This is a genomic window from Pseudomonas citri (assembly GCF_025336485.1).
Lineage (GTDB): Bacteria > Pseudomonadota > Gammaproteobacteria > Pseudomonadales > Pseudomonadaceae > Aquipseudomonas > Aquipseudomonas citri.
In genome coordinates, this window is the sequence record NZ_JAODAB010000006.1 from 21,573 (window position 1) to 47,034 (window position 25,462).

General features: G+C 61.6%; 24 protein-coding genes. 13 read left to right on the plus strand and 11 right to left on the minus strand.

Annotated features, from left to right (window positions below; genetic code table 11):
* Positions 1-22 precede the first annotated feature (22 nt).
* Positions 23-478 (minus strand): dUTP diphosphatase, encoded by a 456-nt coding sequence (gene dut / locus N4Q37_RS09000; RefSeq protein ID WP_260957096.1) that lies wholly within the window; start codon positions 476-478, stop codon positions 23-25.
* A gap of 5 nt (positions 479-483) precedes the next feature.
* Positions 484-1,692, minus strand: a complete 1,209-nt coding sequence (coaBC, locus tag N4Q37_RS09005) for a bifunctional phosphopantothenoylcysteine decarboxylase/phosphopantothenate--cysteine ligase CoaBC (RefSeq protein WP_260957098.1) — start codon at positions 1,690-1,692, stop codon at positions 484-486.
* A 145-nt stretch (positions 1,693-1,837) separates the two neighbouring features.
* Between coaBC and radC the strand changes: the two genes are divergently transcribed.
* Complete coding sequence (gene radC / locus N4Q37_RS09010) at positions 1,838-2,512, plus strand: RadC family protein (RefSeq protein WP_260957100.1); 675 nt, start codon at positions 1,838-1,840, stop codon at positions 2,510-2,512.
* Positions 2,513-2,592: 80 nt separating this feature from the next.
* Here the strand turns inward: radC and N4Q37_RS09015 are convergent, their stop codons facing one another.
* Positions 2,593-4,182 carry an ABC transporter substrate-binding protein gene (locus N4Q37_RS09015; RefSeq protein WP_260957102.1) on the minus strand — a complete coding sequence of 530 codons (1,590 nt, stop codon included), beginning with the start codon at positions 4,180-4,182 and terminating at the stop codon, positions 2,593-2,595.
* A gap of 438 nt (positions 4,183-4,620) precedes the next feature.
* On the opposite strand from N4Q37_RS09015, the gene rpmB reads away from it, so the two are divergent.
* Positions 4,621-4,854 carry a 50S ribosomal protein L28 gene (gene rpmB, locus N4Q37_RS09020; protein ID WP_007921114.1) on the plus strand — a complete coding sequence of 78 codons (234 nt, stop codon included), beginning with the start codon at positions 4,621-4,623 and terminating at the stop codon, positions 4,852-4,854.
* Positions 4,855-4,865: 11 nt separating this feature from the next.
* A complete protein-coding gene (gene rpmG / locus N4Q37_RS09025; protein WP_003177274.1) occupies positions 4,866-5,021 on the plus strand; it encodes a 50S ribosomal protein L33 in 156 nt (51 codons plus the stop codon).
* Between the two features lie 81 nt (positions 5,022-5,102).
* Here rpmG and N4Q37_RS09030 read toward each other — a convergent pair whose 3' ends face one another.
* Together N4Q37_RS09030 and N4Q37_RS09035 are read right to left on the minus strand one after the other, a co-directional pair.
* Positions 5,103-5,321, minus strand: a complete 219-nt coding sequence (locus N4Q37_RS09030) for a peptidase inhibitor (protein WP_260957128.1) — start codon at positions 5,319-5,321, stop codon at positions 5,103-5,105.
* Between the two features lie 166 nt (positions 5,322-5,487).
* The gene (locus tag N4Q37_RS09035; RefSeq protein WP_260957130.1) at positions 5,488-5,850 is read right to left on the minus strand and encodes a cupin domain-containing protein; all 363 of its coding nucleotides are present in this window, start codon (positions 5,848-5,850) and stop codon (positions 5,488-5,490) included.
* Between the two features lie 220 nt (positions 5,851-6,070).
* Between N4Q37_RS09035 and N4Q37_RS09040 the strand changes: the two genes are divergently transcribed.
* Positions 6,071-7,564 (plus strand): aldehyde dehydrogenase, encoded by a 1,494-nt coding sequence (locus N4Q37_RS09040; RefSeq protein ID WP_260957133.1) that lies wholly within the window; start codon positions 6,071-6,073, stop codon positions 7,562-7,564.
* Between the two features lie 136 nt (positions 7,565-7,700).
* The gene (locus tag N4Q37_RS09045; RefSeq protein WP_260957135.1) at positions 7,701-8,843 is read left to right on the plus strand and encodes an MFS transporter; all 1,143 of its coding nucleotides are present in this window, start codon (positions 7,701-7,703) and stop codon (positions 8,841-8,843) included.
* Positions 8,844-8,880: 37 nt separating this feature from the next.
* On the opposite strand, the gene N4Q37_RS09050 is transcribed toward N4Q37_RS09045, so the two are convergent.
* Both N4Q37_RS09050 and N4Q37_RS09055 read right to left on the minus strand, forming a co-directional pair.
* A complete protein-coding gene (locus tag N4Q37_RS09050) occupies positions 8,881-10,446 on the minus strand; it encodes a phospholipase D family protein (protein WP_260957137.1) in 1,566 nt (521 codons plus the stop codon).
* Between the two features lie 61 nt (positions 10,447-10,507).
* Positions 10,508-11,941, minus strand: a complete 1,434-nt coding sequence (locus N4Q37_RS09055) for an aminotransferase-like domain-containing protein (protein ID WP_260957139.1) — start codon at positions 11,939-11,941, stop codon at positions 10,508-10,510.
* Between the two features lie 179 nt (positions 11,942-12,120).
* On the opposite strand from N4Q37_RS09055, the gene N4Q37_RS09060 reads away from it, so the two are divergent.
* The gene (locus tag N4Q37_RS09060) at positions 12,121-12,366 is read left to right on the plus strand and encodes a DUF1127 domain-containing protein (RefSeq protein ID WP_260957141.1); all 246 of its coding nucleotides are present in this window, start codon (positions 12,121-12,123) and stop codon (positions 12,364-12,366) included.
* A gap of 113 nt (positions 12,367-12,479) precedes the next feature.
* On the opposite strand, the gene N4Q37_RS09065 is transcribed toward N4Q37_RS09060, so the two are convergent.
* Positions 12,480-13,793 (minus strand): NAD(P)/FAD-dependent oxidoreductase, encoded by a 1,314-nt coding sequence (locus tag N4Q37_RS09065; protein ID WP_260957143.1) that lies wholly within the window; start codon positions 13,791-13,793, stop codon positions 12,480-12,482.
* A 144-nt stretch (positions 13,794-13,937) separates the two neighbouring features.
* Here N4Q37_RS09065 and N4Q37_RS09070 point away from each other — a divergent pair, with 144 nt between their 5' ends.
* Positions 13,938-14,291 carry a YkgJ family cysteine cluster protein gene (locus N4Q37_RS09070; protein WP_260957145.1) on the plus strand — a complete coding sequence of 118 codons (354 nt, stop codon included), beginning with the start codon at positions 13,938-13,940 and terminating at the stop codon, positions 14,289-14,291.
* Positions 14,292-14,331: 40 nt separating this feature from the next.
* Here the strand turns inward: N4Q37_RS09070 and N4Q37_RS09075 are convergent, their stop codons facing one another.
* Positions 14,332-14,820 carry an Lrp/AsnC ligand binding domain-containing protein gene (locus N4Q37_RS09075; protein WP_003206849.1) on the minus strand — a complete coding sequence of 163 codons (489 nt, stop codon included), beginning with the start codon at positions 14,818-14,820 and terminating at the stop codon, positions 14,332-14,334.
* A 155-nt stretch (positions 14,821-14,975) separates the two neighbouring features.
* Here N4Q37_RS09075 and dadA point away from each other — a divergent pair, with 155 nt between their 5' ends.
* The 5 genes from dadA to N4Q37_RS09100 all read left to right on the plus strand — a co-directional run bounded on the left by dadA (position 14,976) and on the right by N4Q37_RS09100 (position 20,838).
* Positions 14,976-16,280 (plus strand): D-amino acid dehydrogenase, encoded by a 1,305-nt coding sequence (gene dadA, locus N4Q37_RS09080; RefSeq protein ID WP_260957153.1) that lies wholly within the window; start codon positions 14,976-14,978, stop codon positions 16,278-16,280.
* A gap of 140 nt (positions 16,281-16,420) precedes the next feature.
* A complete protein-coding gene (gene alr / locus N4Q37_RS09085; protein ID WP_260957155.1) occupies positions 16,421-17,494 on the plus strand; it encodes an alanine racemase in 1,074 nt (357 codons plus the stop codon).
* Positions 17,495-17,622: 128 nt separating this feature from the next.
* Entirely contained in the window at positions 17,623-18,171 is a 549-nt protein-coding gene (locus N4Q37_RS09090) for a cupin domain-containing protein (RefSeq protein WP_260957157.1), read from the plus strand.
* Between the two features lie 183 nt (positions 18,172-18,354).
* Positions 18,355-18,768 carry a c-type cytochrome gene (locus N4Q37_RS09095; protein WP_260957159.1) on the plus strand — a complete coding sequence of 138 codons (414 nt, stop codon included), beginning with the start codon at positions 18,355-18,357 and terminating at the stop codon, positions 18,766-18,768.
* Positions 18,769-18,903: 135 nt separating this feature from the next.
* Positions 18,904-20,838, plus strand: coding sequence for an acetyl-CoA hydrolase/transferase C-terminal domain-containing protein (locus tag N4Q37_RS09100; protein ID WP_260957161.1), 1,935 nt, complete (start codon positions 18,904-18,906; stop codon positions 20,836-20,838).
* A 13-nt stretch (positions 20,839-20,851) separates the two neighbouring features.
* On the opposite strand, the gene N4Q37_RS09105 is transcribed toward N4Q37_RS09100, so the two are convergent.
* On the minus strand, positions 20,852-21,424 hold the full coding sequence (locus tag N4Q37_RS09105; protein WP_041023330.1) for a xanthine phosphoribosyltransferase: 573 nt from the start codon (positions 21,422-21,424) through the stop codon (positions 20,852-20,854).
* A gap of 54 nt (positions 21,425-21,478) precedes the next feature.
* Positions 21,479-23,488: a DNA helicase Rep gene (gene rep / locus N4Q37_RS09110; RefSeq protein ID WP_260957164.1), complete on the minus strand. Its 2,010-nt coding sequence runs from the start codon at positions 23,486-23,488 to the stop codon at positions 21,479-21,481.
* Between the two features lie 278 nt (positions 23,489-23,766).
* Here rep and N4Q37_RS09115 point away from each other — a divergent pair, with 278 nt between their 5' ends.
* Positions 23,767-25,440: a putative bifunctional diguanylate cyclase/phosphodiesterase gene (locus N4Q37_RS09115; RefSeq protein ID WP_260957166.1), complete on the plus strand. Its 1,674-nt coding sequence runs from the start codon at positions 23,767-23,769 to the stop codon at positions 25,438-25,440.
* Positions 25,441-25,462 lie beyond the last annotated feature (22 nt).

Consider the following 25,462-nt stretch of genomic DNA (forward strand, 5'->3'; position numbering starts at 1 on the left):
AAAACCCGGCCTGGTACCCGAATCAATGACTGCCGGAATGCCCAAAACCACCCGCGCCGCGCTGGCTTTCGTCGAACTCGTCCACCAGTTCGAAGTGGGCCTGGACCACCGGCACCAGCACCAACTGGGCAATGCGCTCGCCCACGGCGATGTTGAAGGTGGTGTGGCCGCGGTTCCAGCACGACACCATCAGCTCGCCCTGGTAATCGGAGTCGATCAGGCCGACGAGGTTGCCCAGCACGATGCCGTGCTTATGGCCCAGGCCCGAGCGTGGCAGGATCAGGGCGGCCAGGCCTGGGTCGCCGATGTAGACCGACAGGCCGGTGGGGATCAGCAAGGTCTGGCCCGGCTCCAGGATTGTGTCCTGCTTGAGCATCGCCCGCAGGTCGAGGCCGGCGGAGCCTGGTGTGGCGTATTGCGGCAGAGGGAATTCGCTGCCGATGCGTGGGTCGAGGATCTTGGCTTGTAGAGCGTGCATGAAAATTAAACCTGGTTCAGCCGTTCGGCGATGAAGGTGATCAGTTGGCGGGCGATCTTGCCCTTGCTGGTCTGGGCGAAAAGGGTGGCATGCAACTGGCGGTCGATCACGCTGCAGGCGTTTTCTTCGCTGTTGAAGCCGATGCTCGGGTTGGCGACGTCGTTGGCGACGATCAGGTCCAGGTTCTTGTCCTTGAGCTTGCGTGCGGCGTAATCGAGCAGGTGCTCGGTCTCGGCGGCGAAGCCGACGCTGAACGGACGGTCGGGGCGGGTCGCGATGGTCGCCAGGATATCCGGGTTACGCACCATTTGCAGGAGCAGTCCGTCGCCGCTTGTAGGGTCTTTCTTCAATTTTTGCGGGGCGATGACCTCAGGGCGGTAATCCGCGACCGCCGCGGAGGCGATGAACAGGTCGCATGGAATGGCCGCTTCGCAGGCCGCGAGCATGTCGCGGGCACTGACCACGTCGATGCGCGTGACCCGGTCCGGGGTCGGCAGGTGCACGGGGCCGGTGATCAGCGTCACCCGGGCGCCGGCTTCCACGGCGGCTTCGGCCAGGGCGAAACCCATTTTCCCGGAGCTGTGGTTGGTGATGTAGCGCACCGGGTCGATGTTTTCCTGGGTCGGCCCGGCCGTGATCAGCACGTGTTTGCCGGTCAGGGTCTGGCGCTTGAAGCAATCGGCGGCGCATTGGGCCAGGTCGGTGGCTTCCAGCATGCGGCCCATGCCGACATCGCCGCAGGCCTGGCTACCGGAGGCCGGGCCGAAGACTTTCAGCTCGCGGCTTTGGAGTAACTGCAGGTTGGCCTGGGTGGCCGGGTCGCGCCACATGGCCTGGTTCATGGCCGGTGCGACGGCGACCACCGCGTCGGTGGCGAGTACCAGGGTGGTCAGCAGGTCATCGGCGATGCCTTGGGCCAGGCGGGCGATCAGGTCGGCCGTGGCCGGGGCGATCAGCACCAGGTCGGCCCATTTGGCCAGTTCGATATGGCCCATGGCGGCTTCGGCCGCCGGGTCGAGCAAATCCAGGTGGACCGGATGGCCGGACAGGGCCTGCATGGTCAGCGGGGTGATGAACTCGCTGCCGCCGCGGGTCATCACGACCCGTACTTCCGCGCCCTGGTCGATAAGCCTGCGGACCAGCTCGGCGCTCTTGTAGGCAGCAATGCCGCCGCCGACGCCCAGAACGATGCGTTTTCGATACAGCCGCTGCATAAGCCTGCCTTTGGATTTCAGTGGTCAGTGCAAGGCGAACCCAGGACAGCAGCCTGCCCGGGTGCAAATCGCCTGCAAAAAAAGATGGGCTACGATATCACAGCGACCGCTACGGAACAGCGGCGCCCATGATCAGGGAGAGACTATGAGTATTCGCGATTGGCCCGCGGCGGAACGCCCGCGGGAGAGGTTACTGGCGCTGGGGGCGGGGAGCCTTTCGGACGCCGAGCTGCTGGCGATTTTTTTACGAACCGGTGTGGCGGGCAAAAGCGCGGTGGAGCTGGCGCGACAACTCTTGATTCAATTTGGCAGCCTGCGCGCGCTGCTTGAAGCCGATCAGCTCACTTTCAGCAATCATGTCGGGCTCGGACCGGCGAAGTTTGCCCAGTTGCAAGCGGTGCAGGAGATGAGCCGTCGGCATTTGGCTGAACGGACACGGGAAAAACCTACGCTGGAAAGCCCATTCGCGGTTCGTGAGTACCTGAAATCGATGTTGCGCCACGAACCTCATGAGGTGTTCGGTTGCCTGTTCCTCAACGCCAAGCACCAGGTGCTGACCTTCGAGGCGCTGTTCCGCGGCTCCATCGACAGCGCCAGCGTTTATCCCCGGCAGGTGGTCAAGAGGGCGCTGGCCCACAACGCCGCTGCGCTGATCCTGTGCCACAACCACCCTTCTGGCAACACCGAGCCCAGCCAGGCCGACCGGGTGCTTACCGAACGGCTTCAGGAGGCGCTGGATTTGATCGATGTGCGCGTGCTCGACCACATCATCATCGGTGACGGCGAGCCGCTGTCGATGGCGGAGTATGGGTGGGTGTGAGGCAGCTGCAAGCCGCGAGCTGCGAGCGGCAAGTCAGAGCTGCGCGCACCTGCTCTTGACTTGCGCTTGAAGCTTGCAGCTCACGGCTTGAAGCCGACCTTGGAATAGTCCTGCCGTCCAAACGGGCTGACCGAATATCCCTGCACATCCTTGCGCACCAGGGCGAAGGCGGTGGGGTGGGCCAAGGGCAGCCACAGGGCCTGTTGCTGGATAAGCGTTTGGGCCTGCTCGTAGAGCTTGGTGCGCACCCCTTGTTCGCCGGTGGTCTTGCCGGCGCTGATGAGCTTGTCCAGGTCAGTGTTGCAGTAACGCGCGAAGTTAGTGCCGGACTTGACCGCGGCGCAGGCAAATTGCGGGGTGAGGAAGTTGTCCGGGTCGCCGTTGTCGCCGGCCCAGCCCATGAACAACAGGTCATGTTCGCCGGCCTTGGCGCGACGGATCAGTTCACCCCACTCGATCACCCGGATTTCGGCCTGGATGCCGATTTCCGCCAGGTCGGATTGCAGCAATTGCGCGCCGATGCTGGGGTTGGGATTGAGCAGGCTGCCGGAGGGGCGGGTCCAGATGGTGGTCTGGAAGCCTTCCTTCAAACCGGCCTTGGCCAGCAGCTCCCGAGCCTTGGCCGGGTCATGGGCGTAGCCGGGCAAGCTCTTGGCGTAGCTCCAGGTGTTCGGTGGATAAGGGCCATTGGCGGCTTCGGCGGTGCCTTCGAAGACGGTCTTGAGGTAGCTCGCCTTGTCGAAGGCGAGGTTGATGGCTTGCCGCACCTCGGGCTTGTCCAGGGGAGGGTGCTGGCTGTTGATCGCCACGAACGCGGTCATGAAGGCGTCGGTCTGGGCCACGGCCAGCGTAGACTCCTGCCTGGCGGCCTGGACGTCCAGCGGCTTGGGCGAGAGGGCGATCTGGCATTCGTTGCGTCGTAATTTCTGCAAACGCACATTGGCGTCCGGCGTGATGGCGAAGATCAGCGGATCGACTTGCGGCTTGCCGGCGAAATAATCGCCGTTGGCTTTGTAGCGAATCGAGGCATCCTTCTGGAACCGGCTGAAAACGAACGGGCCGGTGCCGACCGGCTGGCTATTGAGTTTTTCCGGCGTACCGGCGTTCATCAACTGGTCGGCGTATTCGGCTGAATAGATGGACGCAAAGCCCATGCTCAACGTCGCCAGGAAAGTCGAGTCGGCATGGTCCAGGGTAAAGCGCACGGTCAGTGGGTCGAGTGCGTCGATTTTCGTGATCAGCGCCGGCAGTTGCATGGATTGGGCATGGGGGAAGCCGCTTTGCGCGACTTTGTGCCAAGGGTTTGCCGGATCGAGCATGCGCTCGAAGCTGAACTTCACGTCCTCGGCGGTCAGGTCGCGGCGCGGCGTGAAGTATTCGGTACGATGGAACTTGACCCGCGGGTGGAGCTTGAACACATAGGTCAGCCCATCGGGTGAGACCTCCCAACTGTCGGCCAGGCTGGGGACCACTTTACCGCTGGCGGTGTCGAAATCCACCAGGCGGTTCATCAGCACGTCGGCGGAGGCGTTGGTGGTGGTCAACGAGTTGTACTGGACCACATCGAAGCCTTCCGGGCTGGCCTCGGTACAGACCGTCAGGGCGGCAGCGTGGGCCAACGGGCTGATCAGCAGAGGGGCGAGCAACAGTGGTAGGGCGGCGAGGCGCATCGGTAGGTTTTCCTGTGCAGGTCGAAGGCCCATCTGCGAGTGCAGTCTGGAAAACGCCTACCCTAGTGGGCCCGCCGGTAAATGACTATCCCCTTTTTGCATTTTCCGGTCCCCAGTGCCGGCGCATCGATGGTCAAGGTCGGTCATTGGTCAATAAAAACGGTATGCCGCGACGAGCGGTCACTGACAGCGCCAGCCCTTGCCCCAGCCGCCCGGGACGGTTGGCCGAGAATTTCCCATGAAGACAAATCACATCGGCTGTTGTTGCGCTGTAGTCTTTCTGGTATAAAGCAGCGCTCTTTTCTAGGGGCCCGGTTCCTTCACTGTAGGTGTAGCCGGTAAGACCCTTAAAGAAACGCGGCGCCTGGCGCCAAATGACTGAGAGATTAAGCGGCCAACCCATGCCGGGTTGGGCATGTGGTTTTAGAGGGCTGAGGCATGTCTAGAGTCTGTCAAGTTACCGGTAAGGGTCCGGTGACTGGGAATAACATTTCCCACGCAAACAACAAAACCCGTCGTCGTTTCCTGCCGAACCTGCAGCATCACCGCTTCTGGGTTGAGTCCGAGAAACGTTTTGTACGTCTGCGCGTATCTGCCAAAGGCATGCGTATCATCGACAAGCGCGGCATTGATGTCGTGCTGGCCGAACTTCGCCGCGATGGCAAGGTTTAAGGGAGCTAATCATGCGTGAATTGATTCGTTTGATCTCGAGCGCCGGTACTGGTCACTTCTACACTACCGACAAGAACAAGCGTACTACCCCGGACAAGATCGAGATCAAGAAATATGATCCGGTTGTTCGCAAGCACGTGATCTACAAGGAAGGCAAAATCAAGTAATTGATTTTTCCCTCTTACGAAAAAGGCCCGTATCGCGAGATACGGGCCTTTTTTGTTGCCGTCTGGTCAGTGCGGGGCGGATCAGCCGCAGTTGATGCTGACGATGACTCTGTCGGCATTGGTGTGCAGGTTGATGCGGCGCGGACGCAGATCCCAGCTTGTAGGGTATTTGGGGCCTGTAGCACGCACAGGCGCACCATTGGCCAGGGCGCGAACCTCTTCAAGCAACTCTGGGGTGCATTTTTGGCCGATGGTGTACTGGGCGATGGCGAGATCGCATTGATCGGGTAAGACGGGCATATTGCCTCCTTGCGATTAGTCAGGTTAGGGCGCTCACTTGTCGGCCTGGCTGCACATCCTGTGTGATCCCGGTGCGACAATAGAATTCGTGGCGCGGCAGGCAGTCTCGGTTGACTGACGGGGCATTGACCAGCGAAAGAGTGTCAGCGTCTTTTTCGGCGCGGGCTCAAGCCTTCTGTTCAAACACCACGTAAATCTTGCGGCACGGCTCCAGCACCTCCCAGGTGCCCTTGAAGCCGGCCGGGATCACGAAGCGATCGCCGGCTCGCAGGGTCTTGGCGTTGCCGTCGCTGTCGCGCAATACAGAGACGCCTTGGACGATCTCGCAATATTCGTGTTCGGTGTAGTTGACCGTCCACTGGCCCACGGCGCCTTCCCACACGCCTGCGTTCATTTGCCCACACGGGCTGCTGTAGTGGTTGAACACGGCTTGTTCGGGGTCGCCCTTGAGCACTTTGGCTGGATCCGGGCGATAGCGATCGGCAGCGGTGATGGCCTGGTTGAAATCGACGATGTCCTGGATGCTCATGCTGTAACCCCAGTGATGGCTCGGAAGGTTTCGAGTCTATGTTTATTAAAACGAACATCGCAAGGCGGTTTGCCCGCGTTATGTCAAATATATTGAAACTGGACCGGCCGCTGGTTTAGGGTGGTGGGTGCCTTGTGCCCAAAGCAGGCTGGCCGGGCAGAATTCGTTGGACGCTGCGCACCGCGTGGCGTTCTTACTCAAATAAGAGGAGGACACACGCATGACCACCCTGACTCGTGCCGATTGGGAGCAGCGCGCCCGCGACTTGAAGATCGAAGGCCGCGCCTTCATCAACGGCGAGTACACCGATGCGGTGTCCGGCGAGACCTTCGAGTGCCTCAGTCCGGTCGACGGTCGCCTGCTGGGCAAGGTCGCCAGTTGCGACGTGGCCGACGCACAGCGTGCCGTTGAGAGTGCTCGCAGTACCTTCAACTCCGGCGCCTGGTCGCGCCTGGCACCCAGCAAGCGCAAGGCGGCGATGATCCGTTTTGCCGCCCTGCTCAAGCAGAACGCCGAAGAACTGGCCCTGCTCGAAACCCTGGACATGGGCAAGCCGATCAGCGACTCCCTGAACATCGATGTCCCCGGCGCGGCTCAGGCGTTGAGCTGGAGCGGTGAAGCCATCGATAAACTCTACGACGAAGTGGCCTCGACTCCACACGACCAATTGGGCCTGGTGACGCGTGAGCCGGTGGGTGTCGTGGGGGCTATCGTGCCGTGGAACTTCCCGTTGCTGATGGCCTGCTGGAAGCTTGGCCCGGCGTTGTCCACCGGTAACTCGGTGGTGCTCAAGCCGTCGGAAAAATCCCCATTGACCGCCATTCGCATCGCGGCCCTGGCCGTTGAGGCCGGTATTCCGAAGGGTGTGCTGAACGTGCTGCCGGGTTATGGTCATACCGTCGGTAAGGCACTGGCCCTGCACATGGACGTCGATACGCTGGTGTTCACCGGCTCCACCAAGATCGCCAAGCAACTGATGATTTATGCCGGCGAATCCAACATGAAGCGTATCTGGCTGGAAGCCGGTGGCAAGAGCCCGAACATCGTGTTTGCCGATGCGCCCGACCTGCAAGCCGCCGCCGAAGCCGCCGCCAGCGCGATCGCCTTCAACCAGGGCGAAGTCTGCACCGCCGGTTCGCGGTTGTTGGTGGAGCGTTCCATCAAGGACAGCTTCCTGCCGCGGGTGATCGAGGCCCTCAAGGGCTGGAAACCGGGCAATCCACTGGACCCGGCCACCAACGTTGGCGCCCTGGTCGACACCCAGCAGATGAACACCGTGCTGTCCTACATCCAGGCCGGTCACAGCGACGGCGCCAAACTGGTGGCCGGCGGCAAGCGTATCCTCGAGGAAACCGGTGGCACCTACGTCGAGCCGACGATTTTCGACGGCGTGAACAACGCCATGAAAATCGCCCAGGAAGAGATTTTCGGCCCGGTATTGTCGGTCATCGCCTTCGATACCGCCGAAGAGGCGGTCCAGATTGCCAACGATACGCCGTACGGCCTGGCCGCAGCGGTATGGACCAAGGACATCTCCAAGGCACACCTGACCGCCAAGGCCTTGCGGGCCGGTAGCGTGTGGGTCAACCAGTACGATGGCGGCGACATGACCGCGCCGTTTGGTGGCTTCAAGCAGTCGGGCAACGGCCGAGACAAGTCGTTGCATGCCTTTGACAAGTACACCGAGCTGAAGGCGACCTGGATCAAGCTCTGACGCAGGTCCCTTTTGTGGGAGCGGGCTTGCTCGCGAAGGCGGTTTAACATTCAACAGCTAAGTTGACTGACACTCCGCTTTCGCGAGCAAGCCCGCTCCCACAGTATTTTTTATACCCCTCCACAGGAGCGTGGACATGCGTTGGGCGACTTACTTCGCCGTGCTGGCGTCTGTGCTGAGCGTCGGCCTGGCCTTGGGCGTGAGCATGCCGTTGGTGTCGCTGCGCCTGGAGGGCTGGGGCTATGACTCGTTTGCCATCGGGGTGATGGCGGCGATGCCGGCCGTAGGTGTATTGCTCGGCGCCAAGGTATCGAGCCGGCTGGCCGCGCGGTTCGGCACGGCGACGTTAATGCGCTTGTGCCTGTTGGGCGGCGCGGTGTCTATCGGTTTGCTGGCGCTGTTGCCCAGCTATCCGGTCTGGTTGGTGCTACGCCTGGTGATTGGCGTGGTCTTGACCCTGGTGTTCATCCTGGGTGAAAGCTGGATCAATCAACTGGTCGTCGAGCAGTGGCGTGGGCGACTGGTGGCGCTGTATGGCAGCAGCTATGCCCTGAGCCAGTTGTCTGGCCCGCTGCTGCTGGGCGCGCTGGGGACCGCCCATGACTACGGATTCTGGGTGGGTGTCGGCCTGCTGCTGATCGCGCCCCTGCTATTGCTGGGGCGTAGCGGTGCGCCGAGCAGCGAGGCCAGCAGCGTGACATTCGGGGATTTGTGGGCGTTCTGCCGGGGCTTGCCGGCGATTGCCTGGGCGGTCTCGTTGTTCGCCGCGTTCGAGGCGATGATCCTCACGTTGCTGCCGGTGTATTGCTTGCGCCAGGGCTTCAGTGCCGACGTTGCCCTGGTAATGGTCAGCACCGTGGTAGTCGGTGATGCCTTGTTGCAATTGCCCATCGGGGCCCTGGCCGATCATGTATCTCGCCGGGCCCTGTTGGCGGGCTGCGCGGTGGCGCTGACCCTGTCGAGCCTGGCGGTTCCGCTGTTGATCGATACCCTGTTGATCTGGCCGTTGTGGGTGCTGTTCGGCGCCAGCGCTGGCGGTTTGTTCACCTTGTCGCTGATCCTGATTGGCGAGCGTTATCGCGACGATGCACTGGTGCGGGCCAACGCTCATGTCGCGCAGCTGTGGGGGCTCGGCTGCCTGATCGGCCCTCTGGCGGCGGGCGCGGGGAGTCAATGGGTCAGCGGGCATGCGCTGCCGTTGTTCATGGCGGTAGGGGCGTTTGGCCTGGTGATCCTGCTGCTGCGCCAAGGAGCGTTTGGGGCGACTCAGGCTGCCTGAACGCTTACGAACAACGGGCTGCCGGACTTGTGCCGGTCTACAGCATTCGCTCCAACCCGATCGTCATGCTGAACCAGGCATTGAGCCGACGCCACCAACTGCCCGGCTCGCGGTCCAGCTCGTGCTGCGTGCCGTTGTCTTCGGTGGTCCAGACGAGAGCCCCGTCCTCCAGCCGGACCTGGTAACTCAGGGCCGGCGCCATGCCCTGCAAGGCCAGTCCGCGCACCTGGTCGGCGAGTTCCTGGCTGTCCACCAGCACGCCGACTTCGGTGTTCCACAGCACGGAGCGCGGGTCGAAGTTGAACGAGCCGATGAATGATTTCTGTCGGTCAAAAATGATCGCTTTGCTGTGCAGGCTCGAATCGGATTCACCGTAGGACTTGCTGTAGAACAGATGTGGGCTGCTGGCTTCCTGGCCCGGTTGGCGTCGAAGCTCGAACAGATTGACGCCATGTTGCAGCAAGGCTTTTCGATACGGCGCGTAGCCGCCATGTACGGCCGGCACGTCGGTGGCTGCCAGGGAGTTGGTCAGCAGGCTCACCGACACACCCGCGTCGGCGCGACTGGTCAGGTAGACCAGCCCTGGCTGGCCCGGGACGAAGTAGGCGGAAATCATGATCAGCTCTTTGCTCACGCCGGTCAGTTCCGGGGCCAGTTGAGTGGTCAGCAACAGTTGGGGATCCGGTTCGTCCTTGGCCAGGACCTTGCTGGGCGCGTCCCACATCGCCTGGTTCCAGGCCCAGATCAACTGGCTGCGCCAGATGTCCAGGCGCGGTTGGGTCTTGTAGAGGGTCAACTGCTGGTAGAGCGCGTGGTTTTCCTTTTGCGTCTGCTCCAGGGATTCTTGCAGGCGCAGGCGACTGTTTTCCAGCGCCTTGGTGATCGGACGACGGGACAGGAATTGTTCGATGGGTTTGCTCAGGGCGCTGTTCCAGTACTGGTCGAAACTATGCCCCAGTTGCTCGGCCACCGGCCCGACGCCGAGCAAATCGATATCGGTGAAGTTCAGGTTGGGTTCGGCGTCGAAGTATTCATCCCCCAGGTTGCGCCCCCCGACAATGGCCATGCTGTTATCGGCCAGCCAGAGCTTGTTGTGCATCCGACGGTGTTGCAGCGACAGGTTGAACAGCCGCCCAAGGCCGCGAGTGACACCGGTGGCGCGCCCCAGGTGCAATGGATTGAACAGGCGGATCTGGATGTTCGGGTGGGCGGCGAGGGTCGCGATGATTTCGTCCTGGCCATCGCTGGTGGTGTCGTCCAGCAGGATGCGCACCCGTACGCCCCGGTCGGCTGCCTTGAGCAGTTCGTCCACCAGCATGCGCGTACTGATGCCGTCGTGAACGATGTAGTACTGCAGATCCAGGCTGCGCTGGGCGTTGCGAATCAGCTCGGCCCGGGCGGTGAAGGCATCGGTGCTGTCCGAGAGCAGGCGAAACCCGGAGCGCCCCTCGTGCGGAGCCGCCTGGGCCTGGACCGAGCGGCCGAACGAGGATTCGGCGGCCGGCAGTGCCTGGGAGGGCTCGCGGGTGACATCAAAACTGGCGCAGCCACCCAGCAACGAGGCGACTAGCAGTAGCGCAGGCAGGATCGGTCTGGATCTCACGTAGGATCGTTCCGCTTGTTGGCGTTGATCGGCTGTCGGGTGCGCTTCCCTGCATAAAGGTTCAGACGGTGTCGCGCTGGGTTTCGTTCAACAGTGCGATAGCCGCGGCGCCGACCCTGCGCACGGCTTCTTCAATCTGCGCCGTTGGCTTGGCAGCGTAGTTCATCCGCAGGCAATTACGGTACTTGCCCGATGCGGAGAAGATGCTGCCGACGGCCACTTGTACACCTTGGTCGTGCAGGCGCCGATTGAGTTTGAGTGTATCGAAGCCATCGGGCAATTCGACCCAGAGCATGAAGCTGCCCCGGGGGCGACTGGCCCGGGTGCCGTGGGGAAAATAACGGGTGACCCAGTCGATCATTACGTCGCGATTGCGCTGGTATTGCGCGCGCATCCGCCGCAAGTGTGGTTCGAAATGCCCGCCCTTGAGAAATTCTGCAATGGCGATCTGCGGCTGTGGCGCGGTGGAGCCGGTGCTGATGTATTTCATGTGCAGCACCCGTTCCAGATACCGGCCTGGGGCGACCCAGCCAACCCGAAGGCCAGGGGCCAGTGTCTTGGAAAAAGAACTGCAGAGCAGCACGCGGCCGTCATCGTCAAAGGATTTGATCGTGCGCGGTCGTGGATAGGTGTAGGCCAATTCGCCATACACATCATCTTCGATAATCGCCACGTCGAAGCGCTGTGCCAGGCTCAACAAGGCGCGCTTGTTCGCATCCGGCATGATGTAGCCCAGCGGGTTATTGCAACTTGGCGTTAACTGTATGGCCTTGATCGGCCATTGCTCCAGGGCCAGTTCCAGCGCATCGAGGCTGATGCCGGTCAGTGGATCGGTGGGAATTTCCAACGCTTTCATGCCAAGCCCCTTGAGGGTTTGCATGGCGCCGTGGAAGCTGGGTGAGTCCACCGCAACGATGTCCCCCTGCTCGCAAGTGGCGCGAATGCTCACCGATAGCGCCTCGTGGCAGCCCGTGGTGACGATCAGGTCGCCAGGGCCCAACTGGCAGCCGGAATCCAGCAGCAGGCGAGCGATCTGTTCACGCAACGCGAGGTTGCCGTAGATGTTGTCGTAATACAGGCCTGGCATGTCCTGCCGACGGCTGATCTGCGCCAGGCTGCGCAGCAGTGGCTTCATGGTCGGCGAATGGATGTCCGGCATGCCGCGTCCCAGTTGCACCACATCCTTGCGCGGCACGGCGCGTATCAGTTCCAGCACTTGGTCCCACTGGGAAATGTCCACGGGGCGCTGGGCCGGACGACCCACTGCCGGCAGGTCCGGTAGCTCGCGGCTGGCCGGGACGAAATAACCGGATTTAGGTTTGGGCATCGCCAGCCCGCTGTCCTCCAGCATGCGATAGGCCTGCTGCACCGTGCTCAGGCTGACCCCGTGTTCCGTGCTCAATGCACGCACTGACGGCAGCCGGTCGCCTGGGCGATAGAAGCCCTGCTCGATGCGGGTGCCGAGCAATTCGGCGAGGTTCACGTAGAGGGTCATGGTGCGCTCCCAATAAGGTAGACAAGGGCAACCGATACAGATGGGCGGCAAAAAGACAATTCAGTGGTGAAAAGGCTCAATCTGTATGCACATAAAAGAATCTGGTTGAATCTGTATTGCTTTTGCTCGCCCGCGCATCATGAAACCTCTGGCGACCCAAGTAAACAGGAGCGATCAAAATGAACGGCTTGAGCGATGTGCGGCTGACGTTACGCAGTCAGGAACTGGCGGCAGGACAGGAAAAGGCGCTGCGGGGCGTGAAGGCCCGCAACGCTCCAACCTGTCTGGGACGCTGGGGCCTGTTCTGGCACCGTCTGCATACACGCCAGGCTTTGCTGGAACTTACACCCGAACAGTTGCGTGACATCGGGCTGAGTCGCAAGGAGGCATTGGAGGAGGGGCTCAAGCCGTTCTGGCGGCTGTGAAACCGATGCCGGCGCTGAGATTGCTATCGCGCGCAAGTCTTGCCCACAGGTCACTTTCAATCTGTGGGAGCCAGGCTTGCCCGCGATGGCGTCGTCAGTGGTGATGAGGTTCTTTAAATCAACTCTTTGAGCCGATGCCACAACATCCCCAGCGCCAACAGCGGCGAGCGCAGGTGCTTGCCGCCAGGGAAGGTCATGTGCGGAACCTGGGCGAACAGATCGAAGCCGCCACTGTGCTGGCCGCTGATTGCCTCTGCCAGCAGCTTGCCAGCCAGGTGCGTAGTGTTCACGCCATGTCCGGAATAGGCTTGGGCGTAATACACATTGGGTTGGTCCTGGAGCCGACCGATCTGCGGCAGGCGGTTGGCGCCGATGCCGATCATCCCACCCCATTGATAATCGATTTTCACATCCGCCAATTGCGGGAAGACCTTGAGCATTTTCGGACGCATGTACGCGCCAATGTCCTGCGGGTCGCGGCCCGAATAGTGGCAAGCCCCGCCGAACAGCAAGCGTCGATCCGCCGAAAGCCGGTAGTAATCTAGCGCCACCCGTTGATCGCAGACAGCCATGTTCTGCGGCAGCAATGCCTGGGCCTGAGCCTGGCTCAAGGGTTCGGTGGCGATGATGTAGCTGCCGGCCGGCAGCACTTTTCCGCCAAGTTGCGGGTTGAGCCCATTGAGGTAGGCGTTGCAACCCAGGACCAGGGTCTTGGCCCGGACCGTACCTTGTTGGGTGTGCACCGTGACCTGCGGACCGTAGTCGATGCGTGTGACCGCCGATCGCTCGAACAGCCGGGCCCCCAGTTGCTGCGCGGCGGCAGCTTCGCCCAGGGCCAGGTTGAGTGGGTGCAGATGACCCGAGCCCATGTCGATCAACCCACCGATATAACGATCCGACCCGACCACGCTGTGCATTTCATGGGCTTGCAGCAATCGCGTTTGATGACGATAACCGAGGCTGCGCAGTTCTTCGGCGTCTTCGGCGAAGCCTTCCAGGTCGCTGGGTTTGTTGGCAAGGTCGCAGTAGCCCCAGGTGAGGTCGCACGGGATCTGGAAACGTTCGACGCGCTGGCGGACGAGCTCCACGGCTTCGAGCCCCATGAGTTTCATCTGGCGCACGCCTTCGCTGCTAATGATCGGCGCGAACTGCTCGAGGCCATGGCCGACGCCGCGAATCAGTTGGCCGCCGTTACGCCCGCTGGCGCCCCAGCCGATCTTGTGCGCTTCGAGCAGCACCACGCTCATGCCGCGTTCGGCCAGTTCGATCGCTGTGTTCAACCCGGAGAAGCCACCGCCAACCACGCAGACATCCGCTACCTGTTCGCCTTGCAGCACCGGATGGTCTGGCTGCGGCAGGCTGCTGGCGGCGTAATAGGAAGCTGCATGCGCGTGGCTGGGGACAGGTTGCTGAACACGGGCGTTCATGTGCGTAATCCTGATTATTGTGTTTGAGAAATTTTACGAGAATAAGCCGGCAATTCATCCGTGGGCAACAGCGGTCGGCTAGCCCTGTCTGGTCCGCGGCATTTAAGGCAGAATCCCGGACTGTCCCCCTCGGTAGCCGCCTCGATGAGCTGCAACAGTCAAAAGATCCGCATGCTGCGCCAGCAGATTCCCTCGTTCGAGTGCGTCCCCGGCTGCCATGACTGCTGTGGGCCGGTGACCACCTCACCCGAGGAAATGGCCCGCTTGCCCCGCAAGACCCGCGCGGAGCAGGACGCGGCCATGGACGCGCTCGACTGCGTTCACTTGGGGCCGAACGGTTGTACGGTGTATGACGAACGGCCGCTGATCTGCCGACTGTTCGGTACCACGGCGACCTTGCCCTGTCCCAACGGACGGCGCCCGGTGGAGCTGATCCATCCGCGGGTCGAAAAACAGATTCATGAATACATGGCTGCCAATCGCCAGGTATTGGTCTGACGAGCGCGGCGATCGAGTCGCGGCTTTCGCGAGCCTGCTTTCAATCCGGAATCGGCAGGTTCAGGCTCTCCTTCACTTCCTCCATCACGATGTAGCTCTTGGATTCGCGTACATGGGGCAGCTTGAGCAGGATGTCCCCCAACAGCTTGCGGTATGAAGCCATCTCGGAAATCCGCGCTTTCACCAGGTAATCGAAGTCTCCCGACACCAAGTGGCATTCCAGTACATGGGGCAATTTCAGCACGGCGCGACGGAATTCCTCGAACGTATCGCCGGACTTGTAATCGAGGCTGATCTCGACAAATACCAGCAAACTCCCCTTCAAATGCTGCGGGTTGAGCCGGGCGTTGTAGCCCATGATGATGCCTTCACGCTCCAGGCGGCGTACCCGCTCGGTGCATGGCGTTGTCGAAAGACCGACCTTTTCCCCCAGTTCGGTGAAGGAAATCCGTCCGTCCGCCTGGAGGATGCGCAGGATGTTGCGGTCGATCTTGTCCAGTTCGCGTTTGGTCTGGGTATTGGTACGCACAGGTGATGCGCCTCCATGAAAAGGGTTTTTGCCGAGAATTCTCGCCAAATATAAGCACTTATATAGTGAAAAGCACTGGCTAATCTTTTTTACACTGCGCCCATTACGGTTTTGTATAACAAACGTCAGCGGTTCGCCGCGGTGAGGGCAACAACATGCGTGTTCTGGTCTTGGGTAGCGGCGTCATCGGTACCGTCAGTGCTTATTACCTGGCCCGTGCCGGGTTTGAAGTGGTGGTGGTCGATCGTCAGCCGGCCCCCGCCATGGAAACCAGTTTCGCCAACGCCGGGCAGGTTTCGCCGGGGTATGCCTCGCCCTGGGCCGCGCCGGGCGTACCGCTCAAGGCCATCAAGTGGTTGTTGCAGCGTCACGCACCGTTGGCCATCAAGGCCACCGCGGACATCGATCAATACTTGTGGATGGCGCAGATGCTGCGCAACTGCACGGCCAGTCGCTATGCGGTCAACAAGGAGCGCATGGTGCGCTTGTCCGAATACAGCCGTGACTGCCTCGACGAGTTGCGTGCCGAAACCGGTATCGCCTACGAGGGCCGTAGCCTGGGGACGACGCAACTGTTCCGCACCCAGGCACAACTCGACGGCGCGGCAAAAGATATCGCGGTGCTGAAAGAGTCTGGCGTGCCGTTCGAAGTGCTCGATCGCGAAGGCATTGCCCGGGTCGAACCGGCCCTGGCCAGCGTGACAGGCATCCTGGCCGGCGCCTTGCGCTTGCCCAACGACCAGACCGGTGACTGCCAGATGTTCACCACGCGCCTGGCGGAAATGGCCACCAAGCTCGGTGTGCAGTTCCGCTTCGACCAGAATATCGAGCGCCTGGACTTTGCCGGCGATCGCATCAACGGCGTGTGGATCGATGGCAAGCTGGAAACCGCCGATCGCTATGTCCTGGCCTTGGGCAGCTATTCGCCACAACTGCTCAAGCCCCTCGGGATCCGCGCACCGGTCTATCCGCTCAAGGGCTATTCCCTGACCGTACCGATCACCGACCCGGCCATGGCGCCCACCTCGACCATCCTCGATGAAACCTACAAGGTGGCGATCACCCGCTTCGACAACCGCATTCGCGTGGGCGGCATGGCCGAAATCGCCGGTTTTGACTTGTCGCTCAACCCGCGTCGGCGTGAAACCCTGGAGATGATCGTCAACGACCTTTATCCTCGGGGCGGCGATCTGGCCCAGGCCAGTTTCTGGACCGGCTTGCGCCCGACCACCCCGGACGGTACGCCGATCGTGGGGGCCACGCCGTTCAAAAACCTGTTCTTGAACACCGGTCACGGCACGCTCGGCTGGACCATGGCGTGTGGTTCCGGTCGCCTGCTGGCTGACCTGATGGCCAAGAAAAAGCCGCAGATCAGCGCAGAAGGCCTCGATATTTCCCGTTATGGCCGCAAACACCAGGAGTCTGCGAAACATGTCAATCCAGCGCCAGCTCACCAATGACCGCATGAGCCAGGTGAAGCTGTCTGTCATGGCCGCGCTGCCTTGATGCTTTAAAAAATCCCTCTCCCGGTGCTGTTGGTGGTGCAAGCCGTCAGCCAGCACCGGTTTTTTATTCAATGACCGCCTAGAAGCCCGCCACCATGCGTCCCGCCCGTGCCCTGATCGACCTTCAAGCCCTGCGCCACAACTACCAATTGGCCCGTGAAGTCACGGGGGCCAAGGCCCTCGCGGTGATCAAGGCCGACGCCTATGGACACGGCGCGGTGCGTTGCGCCGAGGCCTTGCAGGACACGGCGGACGGCTTTGCCGTGGCGTGTATCGAAGAAGCCCTGGAGCTGCGAGCCGCTGGCATTCGTGGGCCGGTGCTGTTGCTGGAAGGCTTCTTCGAGGCCGACGAGCTGGCGCTGATCGTCGAACATGATTTCTGGTGCGTGGTGCACTCGTTGTGGCAGCTCGAGGCTATCGAGCGAGCGACGCTGAGCAAGCCGATCAATGTCTGGCTCAAGCTCGATTCGGGGATGCATCGCGTCGGGTTGCATCCGGCGGACTACCAGGCGGCCTACCGTCGTCTGCTGGCCAGTGGCAAGGTGGCGAAAATCGTCCTGATGAGCCACTTTGCCCGAGCCGATGAACTGCACGACCCCAGCAGCACTCAGCAACTGGCCGTGTTCGAAGCGGCCCGTCAAGGCCTGGCGGCGCAAATCAGTCTGCGCAATTCCCCGGCCGTCCTGGGCTGGCCGCAGATACCGAGCGATTGGGTGCGGCCGGGAATCATGCTGTACGGCGCCACGCCTTTCGACGAGCCCAACGCCTTGGCATCGCGCCTGCAGCCGGTGATGACCCTGGAATCGAAGATCATCTGCGTGCGCGAATTGCCGGCCGGCGAGCCGGTAGGCTATGGCGCACGCTTCGTGACCGCGCAACCGACCCGGGTCGGTGTGGTCGCCATGGGTTACGCCGACGGCTACCCACGCCAGGCACCGAGCGGCACGCCAGTGCGGGTGGATGGCCAGCCCAGCCAACTGGTCGGGCGGGTGTCGATGGACATGCTGTGTGTCGACTTGACGAATATCCCCCAGGCCGGCCTTGGTTCGACCGTGGAGCTATGGGGCAAACAGGTCCTGGCCAGCGACGTGGCGAAATCTGCCGACACGATTCCCTATCAGATTTTCTGCAATCTGCGCAGGGTGCCGCGGCTCTACTCTGGGGCCTGAGGCAACACGCTGCCGACCGAAAGTCGTTTCACCCCACAGGATGCGGGTCAAAGTGTTGTAAATACTGAACGCTGTCGCCATGATAACGCTCACTTTCCAAACAACTTGATCCCCTGGAGGCTCCAGCATTGGACGTCGGTGAACGACTGCAAGCCATTCGTAAACTCAAAGGCCTTTCCCAGCGTGAACTCGCCAAGCGCGCGGGCGTCACCAACAGCACCATTTCGATGATCGAGAAGAACAGCGTCAGCCCCTCGATCAGCTCGCTGCGCAAGGTCCTTGGCGGGATTCCCATGTCCATGGTCGAATTTTTCTCGGAGGAGATCTTCCAGGAAAAACCGACCCAGATCGTCTATAAAGCCAACGAGCTGATCGACATCTCCGACGGCGCCGTGACCATGAAACTGGTGGGCAGGGCTCATCCGAGCCGGGCGATCGCGTTCCTGAACGAAATCTACCCTCCAGGCGCCGATACCGGTGAGGAGATGCTCACCCATGAGGGGGAAGAAACCGGGATCCTGGTGGAAGGGCGGCTGGAATTGGTGGTGGGGGCCGAGACCTTCGTGCTCGAAGCCGGCGACAGCTACTATTTCGAGAGCACCAAGCCACATCGCTTCCGTAATCCGTTCGATGCGCCGGCGCGACTGATCAGCGCAGCCACGCCGGCCAATTTCTAGAAAAAGTGGCGCCGCACCCGTATGGCAACGGCGCCGGGGCAACGAGCCGTCGCTGTAAACAAGACCCTTGCGACTTTGGGGTTGTTTCAGTGTGACGGGCTTACCGCTATACTTGCGCCCGCCTGCAAACCGTGGCCGCAGGCGTGACTAGCCACCATTGAGGGTGTACGCGTGAACCTAATTATGAAAATGCTGGCTGCACCAGCAACCGTATTGGCCCTTTGGGCAGCCAGCGCTCAAGCGGCGCCGACCGACGAGATCGCCAAACGCCTTGAACCTGTTGGCCAGGTTTGTGTTCAGGGGAAAGAATGCAAGGGCATGGAAGTGGCCGCAGCGGCTGGCGGTGCCGGCGGCGCCAAGGCACCGAAAGATGTGATTGCGAAACATTGCAACGCTTGCCACGGTACTGGCCTGCTGGGTGCACCAAAAATCGGTGACAAGGCTGCCTGGAAAGATCGCGCCGACCACCAAGGCGGCCTCGACGGTATCCTGGCCAAGGCCATTACCGGTATCAACTCCATGCCGCCTAAAGGCACCTGCGCCGATTGCTCGGATGACGAGCTCAAGGGTGCGATCAAAGAGATGTCTGGCCTGTAACACGCCAACGTTTCCCGAAAAAAGCCGCTTACGAGCGGCTTTTTTGCGCCTACGCTTTTTTCAGGGCTGTTCACCGCAACCAAGACCCGGCCAGTTCGGTCCTACCCACATTCACGGAATGTCCCGGAGGGTCGGATGGTGCAGTTGTGCTCAATCGAACAGGCGGTGGATGAGGTGCTCGAGCGCCTGCCCGCACACATTCACCTGGGCATGCCCCTGGGGTTGGGCAAACCCAATCTGTTTGCCAACGCCTTGTACCGACGCGTCGCGCAGTTGCCCGAGCGACAGCTGACGATCTACACCGCCCTGAGCCTCGGTCGGCCAAACCTGGGCGATGGCTTGCAGAAGCGCTTCCTTGAACCGTTCGTCGAGCGGGTCTTCGGCGACTACCCTGAACTGGATTACCTGGCCGACCTGCGGAACGACAGCCTGCCGGCCAACATCCGGGTCGAGCAGTTCTTCATGCAGCCCGGCAGCCTGCTGCACAGTGCGTCGGCCCAGCAGAACTACGTCAGCAGCAACTACAGTCATGCGGCTCGGGATATCAACGCCGCCGGGCTGAACCTCATTGCCCAACTGGTGGCGAGCGATCCACGACACCCGGATCGCCTGAGCCTGAGCTGTAACCCGGACATCACCCTGGACCTGCTGCCGATGATCGCCAAGCGGCGGGCGGCCGGGGAGACCATTCTCCTGGTCGGCCAAGTGCACAACGACTTGCCCTACATGCCCGGCGACGCGGAAATCGGCATCGACGGTTTCGACCTGTTGATCGACGAGAAGGACGGTCACACGTTGTTCTCCACGCCGAACATGCCGGTGGGCTTCCAGGACCATCTCATCGGCCTGCACGCCAGCACCTTGGTGCGCGACGGCGGCACGTTGCAGATCGGCATCGGTTCCATGGGCGATGCGTTGACGGCGGCGCTGTTGGCGCGCCAGGCCGACAATGCCGGTTACCAGGTGCTGCTGGCGGACTTGAACCTCAGCCAGTGGGCGCAACTGATCGAGCGCGAGGGCGGGGTCGAGCCGTTTGTCAAAGGGCTGTACGGTTGCAGTGAGATGTTCGTCAACGGTTTGCTGGTGTTGGCGGAAGCCGGGATCGTCCGCCGCAAGGTCTACCCCGACGAGGCGACCCAGGCCCAGGCGAATGCCGGCACCCTCGACGAGGCGGCGCAAGCGGATGGCATTTGCGTGCACGGTGGGTTTTTCCTCGGGCCGCGCAGTTTCTACCAGCGCCTGCGTGAGTTACCGCAGGATCGGCTGCTCGAATTCAACATGACCCGCATCAGTTACATCAATGAACTGTATGGCCAGGAACGCCTCAAGCGCTTGCAACGACGCGATGCGCGGTTCATCAACACGGTGTTCACCATGACCCTGCTGGGCGCCGGGGTGGCGGATCAACTGGAAGACGGGCGGGTGCTCAGCGGCGTGGGCGGGCAGTACAACTTCGTGGCCCAGGGCCATGCGCTGGAGGGCGGGCGGTCGATCCTGCTGTTGCGTAGTTGGCGCGAGGCGGGTGGCGAAATCAGTTCGAACATCGTCTGGGAGTACGGCCATTGCACGATTCCCCGACACCTGCGCGACATCGTGGTGACCGAATACGGCATCGCCGACCTGCGCGGCAAGACCGATGCGGCGGTCATCGAGGCGTTGCTGAACATCAGTGATTCCCGCTTCCAGCCAGGCTTGATCGAGCAGGCGAAAAGTGCCGGCAAGTTGCCCCGGGATTTTTGCCTGGATCCGCGTTTCGCCGACAACACCTCAGAGCGTTTGCAGGCGATCCAGGCGCGACATCCGAACCTGTTCCCCGAATATCCGCTGGGCTGCGATTTCGACGGGGTGGAGCGGGACCTGTTGCGGGCACTGAACTGGCTCAAGAGCAAGTTCAAGCTCACCGAGATCCTGGAGTTGGGCAAGGCCGCGCTCGATGCACCGGAACCTGCGGAATTTGCCGCGCACCTGGAGCGAATGCAGCTGGTCAGCCCCGAAGGGCTGAAGGAGGAGCTGTTTCAACGGCTGTTGCTGGCGGGGCTCAAGGCGACTGCGTATGCTCAGCCGATCTGAACCCCTAGGCGGATCAGTCGATAAAGGTCACGACCCCACCGGCCAGGGACTTCACCCGGGCCAGCGACTCGACGCGATACCCCTGGGCATCCAGCTCCGCACGACCACCCTGGAATGACTTCTCGATCACGATCCCCAGCCCGGCCACCGTGGCACCGGCCTGCTTGATGATGGAAATCAGCGCCTGGGAAGCTTTGCCGTTGGCCAGGAAGTCATCGATGATCAACACCCGATCACTGCTGGTCAGGTGACGGGGGCTGATGGCGACGGTGCTCTCGGTCTTTTTGGTGAACGAATACACGGTGGCCGACAGCAGGTTTTCCGTCAGGGTCAGCGATTGCTGCTTGCGGGCGAAGATCACCGGAACACCCAGGTTCAGGCCGGTCATGATCGCCGGGGCGATGCCCGAAGCCTCGATGGTGACGATCTTGGTGATCCCCGAATCCTTGAACAGCGCGGCGAATTCGTCGCCGATCTGCTTCATCAATTGCGGGTCGATCTGGTGATTGAGAAACGCGTCGACTTTGAGGACCTGGTCGGACAGTACGATGCCTTGTTCACGGATTTTCTGGTGCAGGGCTTCCATGAAGCCTCCTTTGATGACGCATCGGCGCCTGAAGTCGGTAAAAATTAATCGATTCTAGCGCTTTAGCATCGCGCGTATATCGGCCAGGGCATTGTTGCCGCGAACGGCTTTTACCTCGGTCGGCGTGTCGTCGTTGCCTTCCCAGGCGAGGTCGTCGGGCGGCAGTTCATCGAGAAAACGGCTAGGGGCGCAGTCGATCACCTCGCCGTATTGCTTGCGCTTGGCGGCGAACGTGAAGGCCAGGGTCTGGCGGGCCCGGGTGATGCCGACATAAGCCAGGCGCCGTTCCTCTTCGATGGTGTCCGCTTCGATGCTGGAGCGGTGCGGGAGGATTTCCTCCTCCATGCCCATGATGAACACGTAGGGAAATTCCAGGCCCTTGGAGGCGTGGAGGGTCATCATCTGCACGCCTTCGGCGCCGTCTTCCTCTTCCTGTTGGCGCTCGAGCATGTCCCGCAGCACGAGTTTGCCGATGGCATCCTCGACGGTCATGTCGCCGTCCTCGTCTTTTTCCAGGGTGTTCTTCAGCGCCTCGATCAGGAACCAGACGTTACTCATGCGGTAATCGGCGGCCTTGTCGCTGGAGCTGTTGGTGCGCAGCCAGTTCTCGTAGTCGATGTCCATGACCATGCTGCGCAGCGCCGAGATCGGGTCTTCGCCTGCGCACTGCTCGCGAACCTTGTCCATGAAACGCTTGAAGCGTGCCAGACGGTCGGTGAAACGGCTGTCCAGGTGCTCGCCCAGGCCGATCTCGTCGGTGGCGGCGTACATCGAAATCTTGCGCTCGGTGGCGTAGTTGCCGAGTTTTTCCAGGGTGGTCGAGCCGATTTCCCGGCGCGGGACGTTGATCACCCGCAGGAAGGCGTTGTCATCGTCCGGGTTCACGATCAGGCGGAAATAGGCCATCAGGTCCTTCACTTCCTGGCGGCCGAAAAAGCTGGTGCCTCCCGACAGGCGATAGGGAACCTGGTGGTGCTGCAATTTCAGTTCGATCAGCTTGGCCTGGTAGTTGCCGCGATACAGGATCGCAAAGTCGCTGTACGGCCGGTCGGTACGCAGGTGAAGGCTGAGGATTTCCATGGCCACGCGTTCGGCCTCGGCCTCTTCGTTGCGGCAGCGGATCACGCGGATCTCATCGCCGTGGCCCATCTCGCTCCACAGCTGCTTTTCGAACTCATGGGGGTTGTTGGAAATCAGCACGTTGGCGCAGCGCAGGATACGGCTGGTGGAGCGATAGTTTTGCTCCAGCATCACCACCTTGAGCGACGGATAGTCTTCCTTGAGCAACATCAGGTTTTCCGGCCGCGCGCCGCGCCAGGCGTAGATCGACTGGTCGTCGTCGCCTACGACGGTGAACTGGTTGCGTTTGCCGATCAGCAGTTTCACCAGCAGGTATTGGCTGGCGTTGGTGTCCTGGTATTCGTCTACCAGCAGGTAGCGGACCTTGTTCTGCCATTTTTCCAGGATGTCGGCGTGGTCCTGGAACAACTTGACCGGCAGCAGGATCAGGTCGTCGAAGTCCACCGCGTTGAACGCCTTGAGCGTGCGCTGATAGTGGGTGTAGACGATGGCGGCGGTCTGCTCCTTGGGGTTGCGGGCGTTCTCCAGGGCCTCGGGGGGCAGGATCAGGTCGTTTTTCCAGGCGCCGATCATGTTCTTGATCTCGTCGACGCCGTCGTCGCCCGCGTATTCCTTCTGCATGATGTCAGTCATCAGGGCCTTGACGTCGGTCTCGTCGAAAATCGAGAAACCCGGCTTGTAGCCCAGCCGCGCATGTTCCTTGCGGATGATGTTCAGGCCCAGGTTGTGGAAGGTACAGACCGTCAGGCCGCGCCCCTCACCGGCGCGCAGCAGGCCGCCGACCCGCTCTTTCATTTCCCGGGCGGCCTTGTTGGTGAAGGTCATCGCCACGATGTATTGGGCGCGGATGCCACAGTTCTGGATCAGGTGCGCGATCTTGCGGGTGATGACGCTGGTCTTGCCGGAGCCTGCGCCGGCGAGCACCAAAAGTGGGCCGCCGACATAGTTCACGGCTTCTTGCTGCCGGGGATTGAGTCGGGACATGACAGGGTCAGGGAGTCGTCTGAGAAATGGGCCGGCATTTTAACAGGCTCAGAGAATTGTGCTGCGCTGTCCGACTTGTGACGCAGCACAAGCATTGTCATTTGCCGCCTGTGCAGGTTTCACGCAGGATATGGGGCGAATTTGCACCTAACGTGCGGTTTCAACGGAAAATAAAACCGCCGTCAGCCGCTGTTTGAGAACCATTGGCATTGGTCATTGCTCGTTCGCAGGTCATAATGCCGCGCGCCCAACCACCTTGCAGAGTCTAGGGAGTCAGCTTGTCTACGCCTGTCGAACCCTTGCGTTTGCTGTTATTGGCCGAAGAGCCAGAGTGGTCGGCCATTTTGCGCGAGAGCCTGGCGCCCATGGGGCCCTCGGTCGTATTGATCAGTGCTCCGAACTGGGAGTCGGTCAGCAGCCTGTTCGAAGATAACCGCAACGCGGTCCTACTGACCGTCATGGCCCTGCAACCGGCACCGGGCCGATGTTCCCTGCCGACTATCCTGTTGCTGGAGCACGAGCCTGTGGTTGCCCCCGATGGCGTCAGTGACTGGCTGGTGCGCGACCTGCTCGACAGTGCGACCCTGCGTCGTTGCCTGCGCCATGTACGCGAACGCGGCGTGCTGGAGAACACCTTGCAGCGCCTCGCCGAACAGGATCCGCTGACCGGCATCGCCAACCGCCAGGGTTTCCAGACGCTGCTGACGGCGCGTCTGGCTGAAAACGACGGTCGTGGACTGGCCCTCGGGCACCTGGACCTGGACAATTTCCGACACGCCAACGATGCCCTCGGTCACCAGGCTGGCGACCGCTTGATTCTGCAAGTGGTGTCGCGGCTCAAGGGGGCGCTCGAAGCCGGGGATCAACTGGCGCGACTGGGCAGCGATGAATTCGCCTTGCTGATCGATACCCGTCGCGCGCCGCAGCGGGCCGAGTGGATGGCCGAGCGCATCACCGAGGCCATGGCCGAACCTTATTGGGTGGACGGTGAAAGCCTGCTGATCGGCTGCAGCCTGGGTGTCGCCCACGCCCGTGCCCAGGCTGGCGCCGACCCGCTGATGTGGCATGCCCACATCGCCATGCAGCAGGCCAAGAGCACCCAAGGCTGTACCTTTCATATTTTCAACGAGCGGATCAACCGCAATGCCCGCAGCCTCGCCGACCTGGAAAGCGAGTTGCGCCGGGCGCTGCGCCGTGACGAGTTGGAATTGCATTACCAGCCCCGGTTGAGCCTCGATGGCGCCCGCATCGTCGGCCTCGAAGCCTTGGTGCGCTGGCGTCACGGTGAGCGTGGTTTGCTGCCGCCCAGCGAATTCGTGCCGCTGGCCGAACAGAGCGGCCTGATCGTGCCGCTGGGCTACTGGGTGATTTCCCGGGCGCTGCGGGACATGCAAGCCTTGCGTGAGCGGGGGCTGGCGCCGCTGCACATGGCGGTCAACCTGTCGTTCCGGCAGTTCCAGGACAGCCAGTTGCTGCCGACCTTGAGCCGGCTGATTGCCGAGCGGGGCGTCGAGGCCCAATGGCTGGAATTCGAACTCACCGAAACCGCCGTCATGCGCCGCAGCGAACTGGTCAAGCAGACCATGGACGCCCTGGGTCGCCTGGGGGTGCGTTTTTCCCTGGATGACTTCGGCACTGGCTTCTCTTCATTCGTGCACCTCAACAGCCTGCCCATCGCCTTGCTCAAGATCGACAAGAGCTTCGTCGGCGGCATGGAGCTGCGCGAAGAGAACCGCAAACTGGTGCACGCCATGATCAACCTGGCCCATAACCTCAACCTGGAAGTGGTGGCCGAAGGGGTGGAGACTCTGGAGCAACTGGATTTGCTGCGCGGTTTCGGGTGCGACCAGGTGCAGGGCTTCTTGATCAGCAAGCCGTTGCCGCTGCCGGAGTTGGTTGAGTACCTGACGTTTGAGGGTGGCCAACAGTCCACGCGCGAAATCGTGGCCTGACAGAAACCTTGTGGAAGTGAGC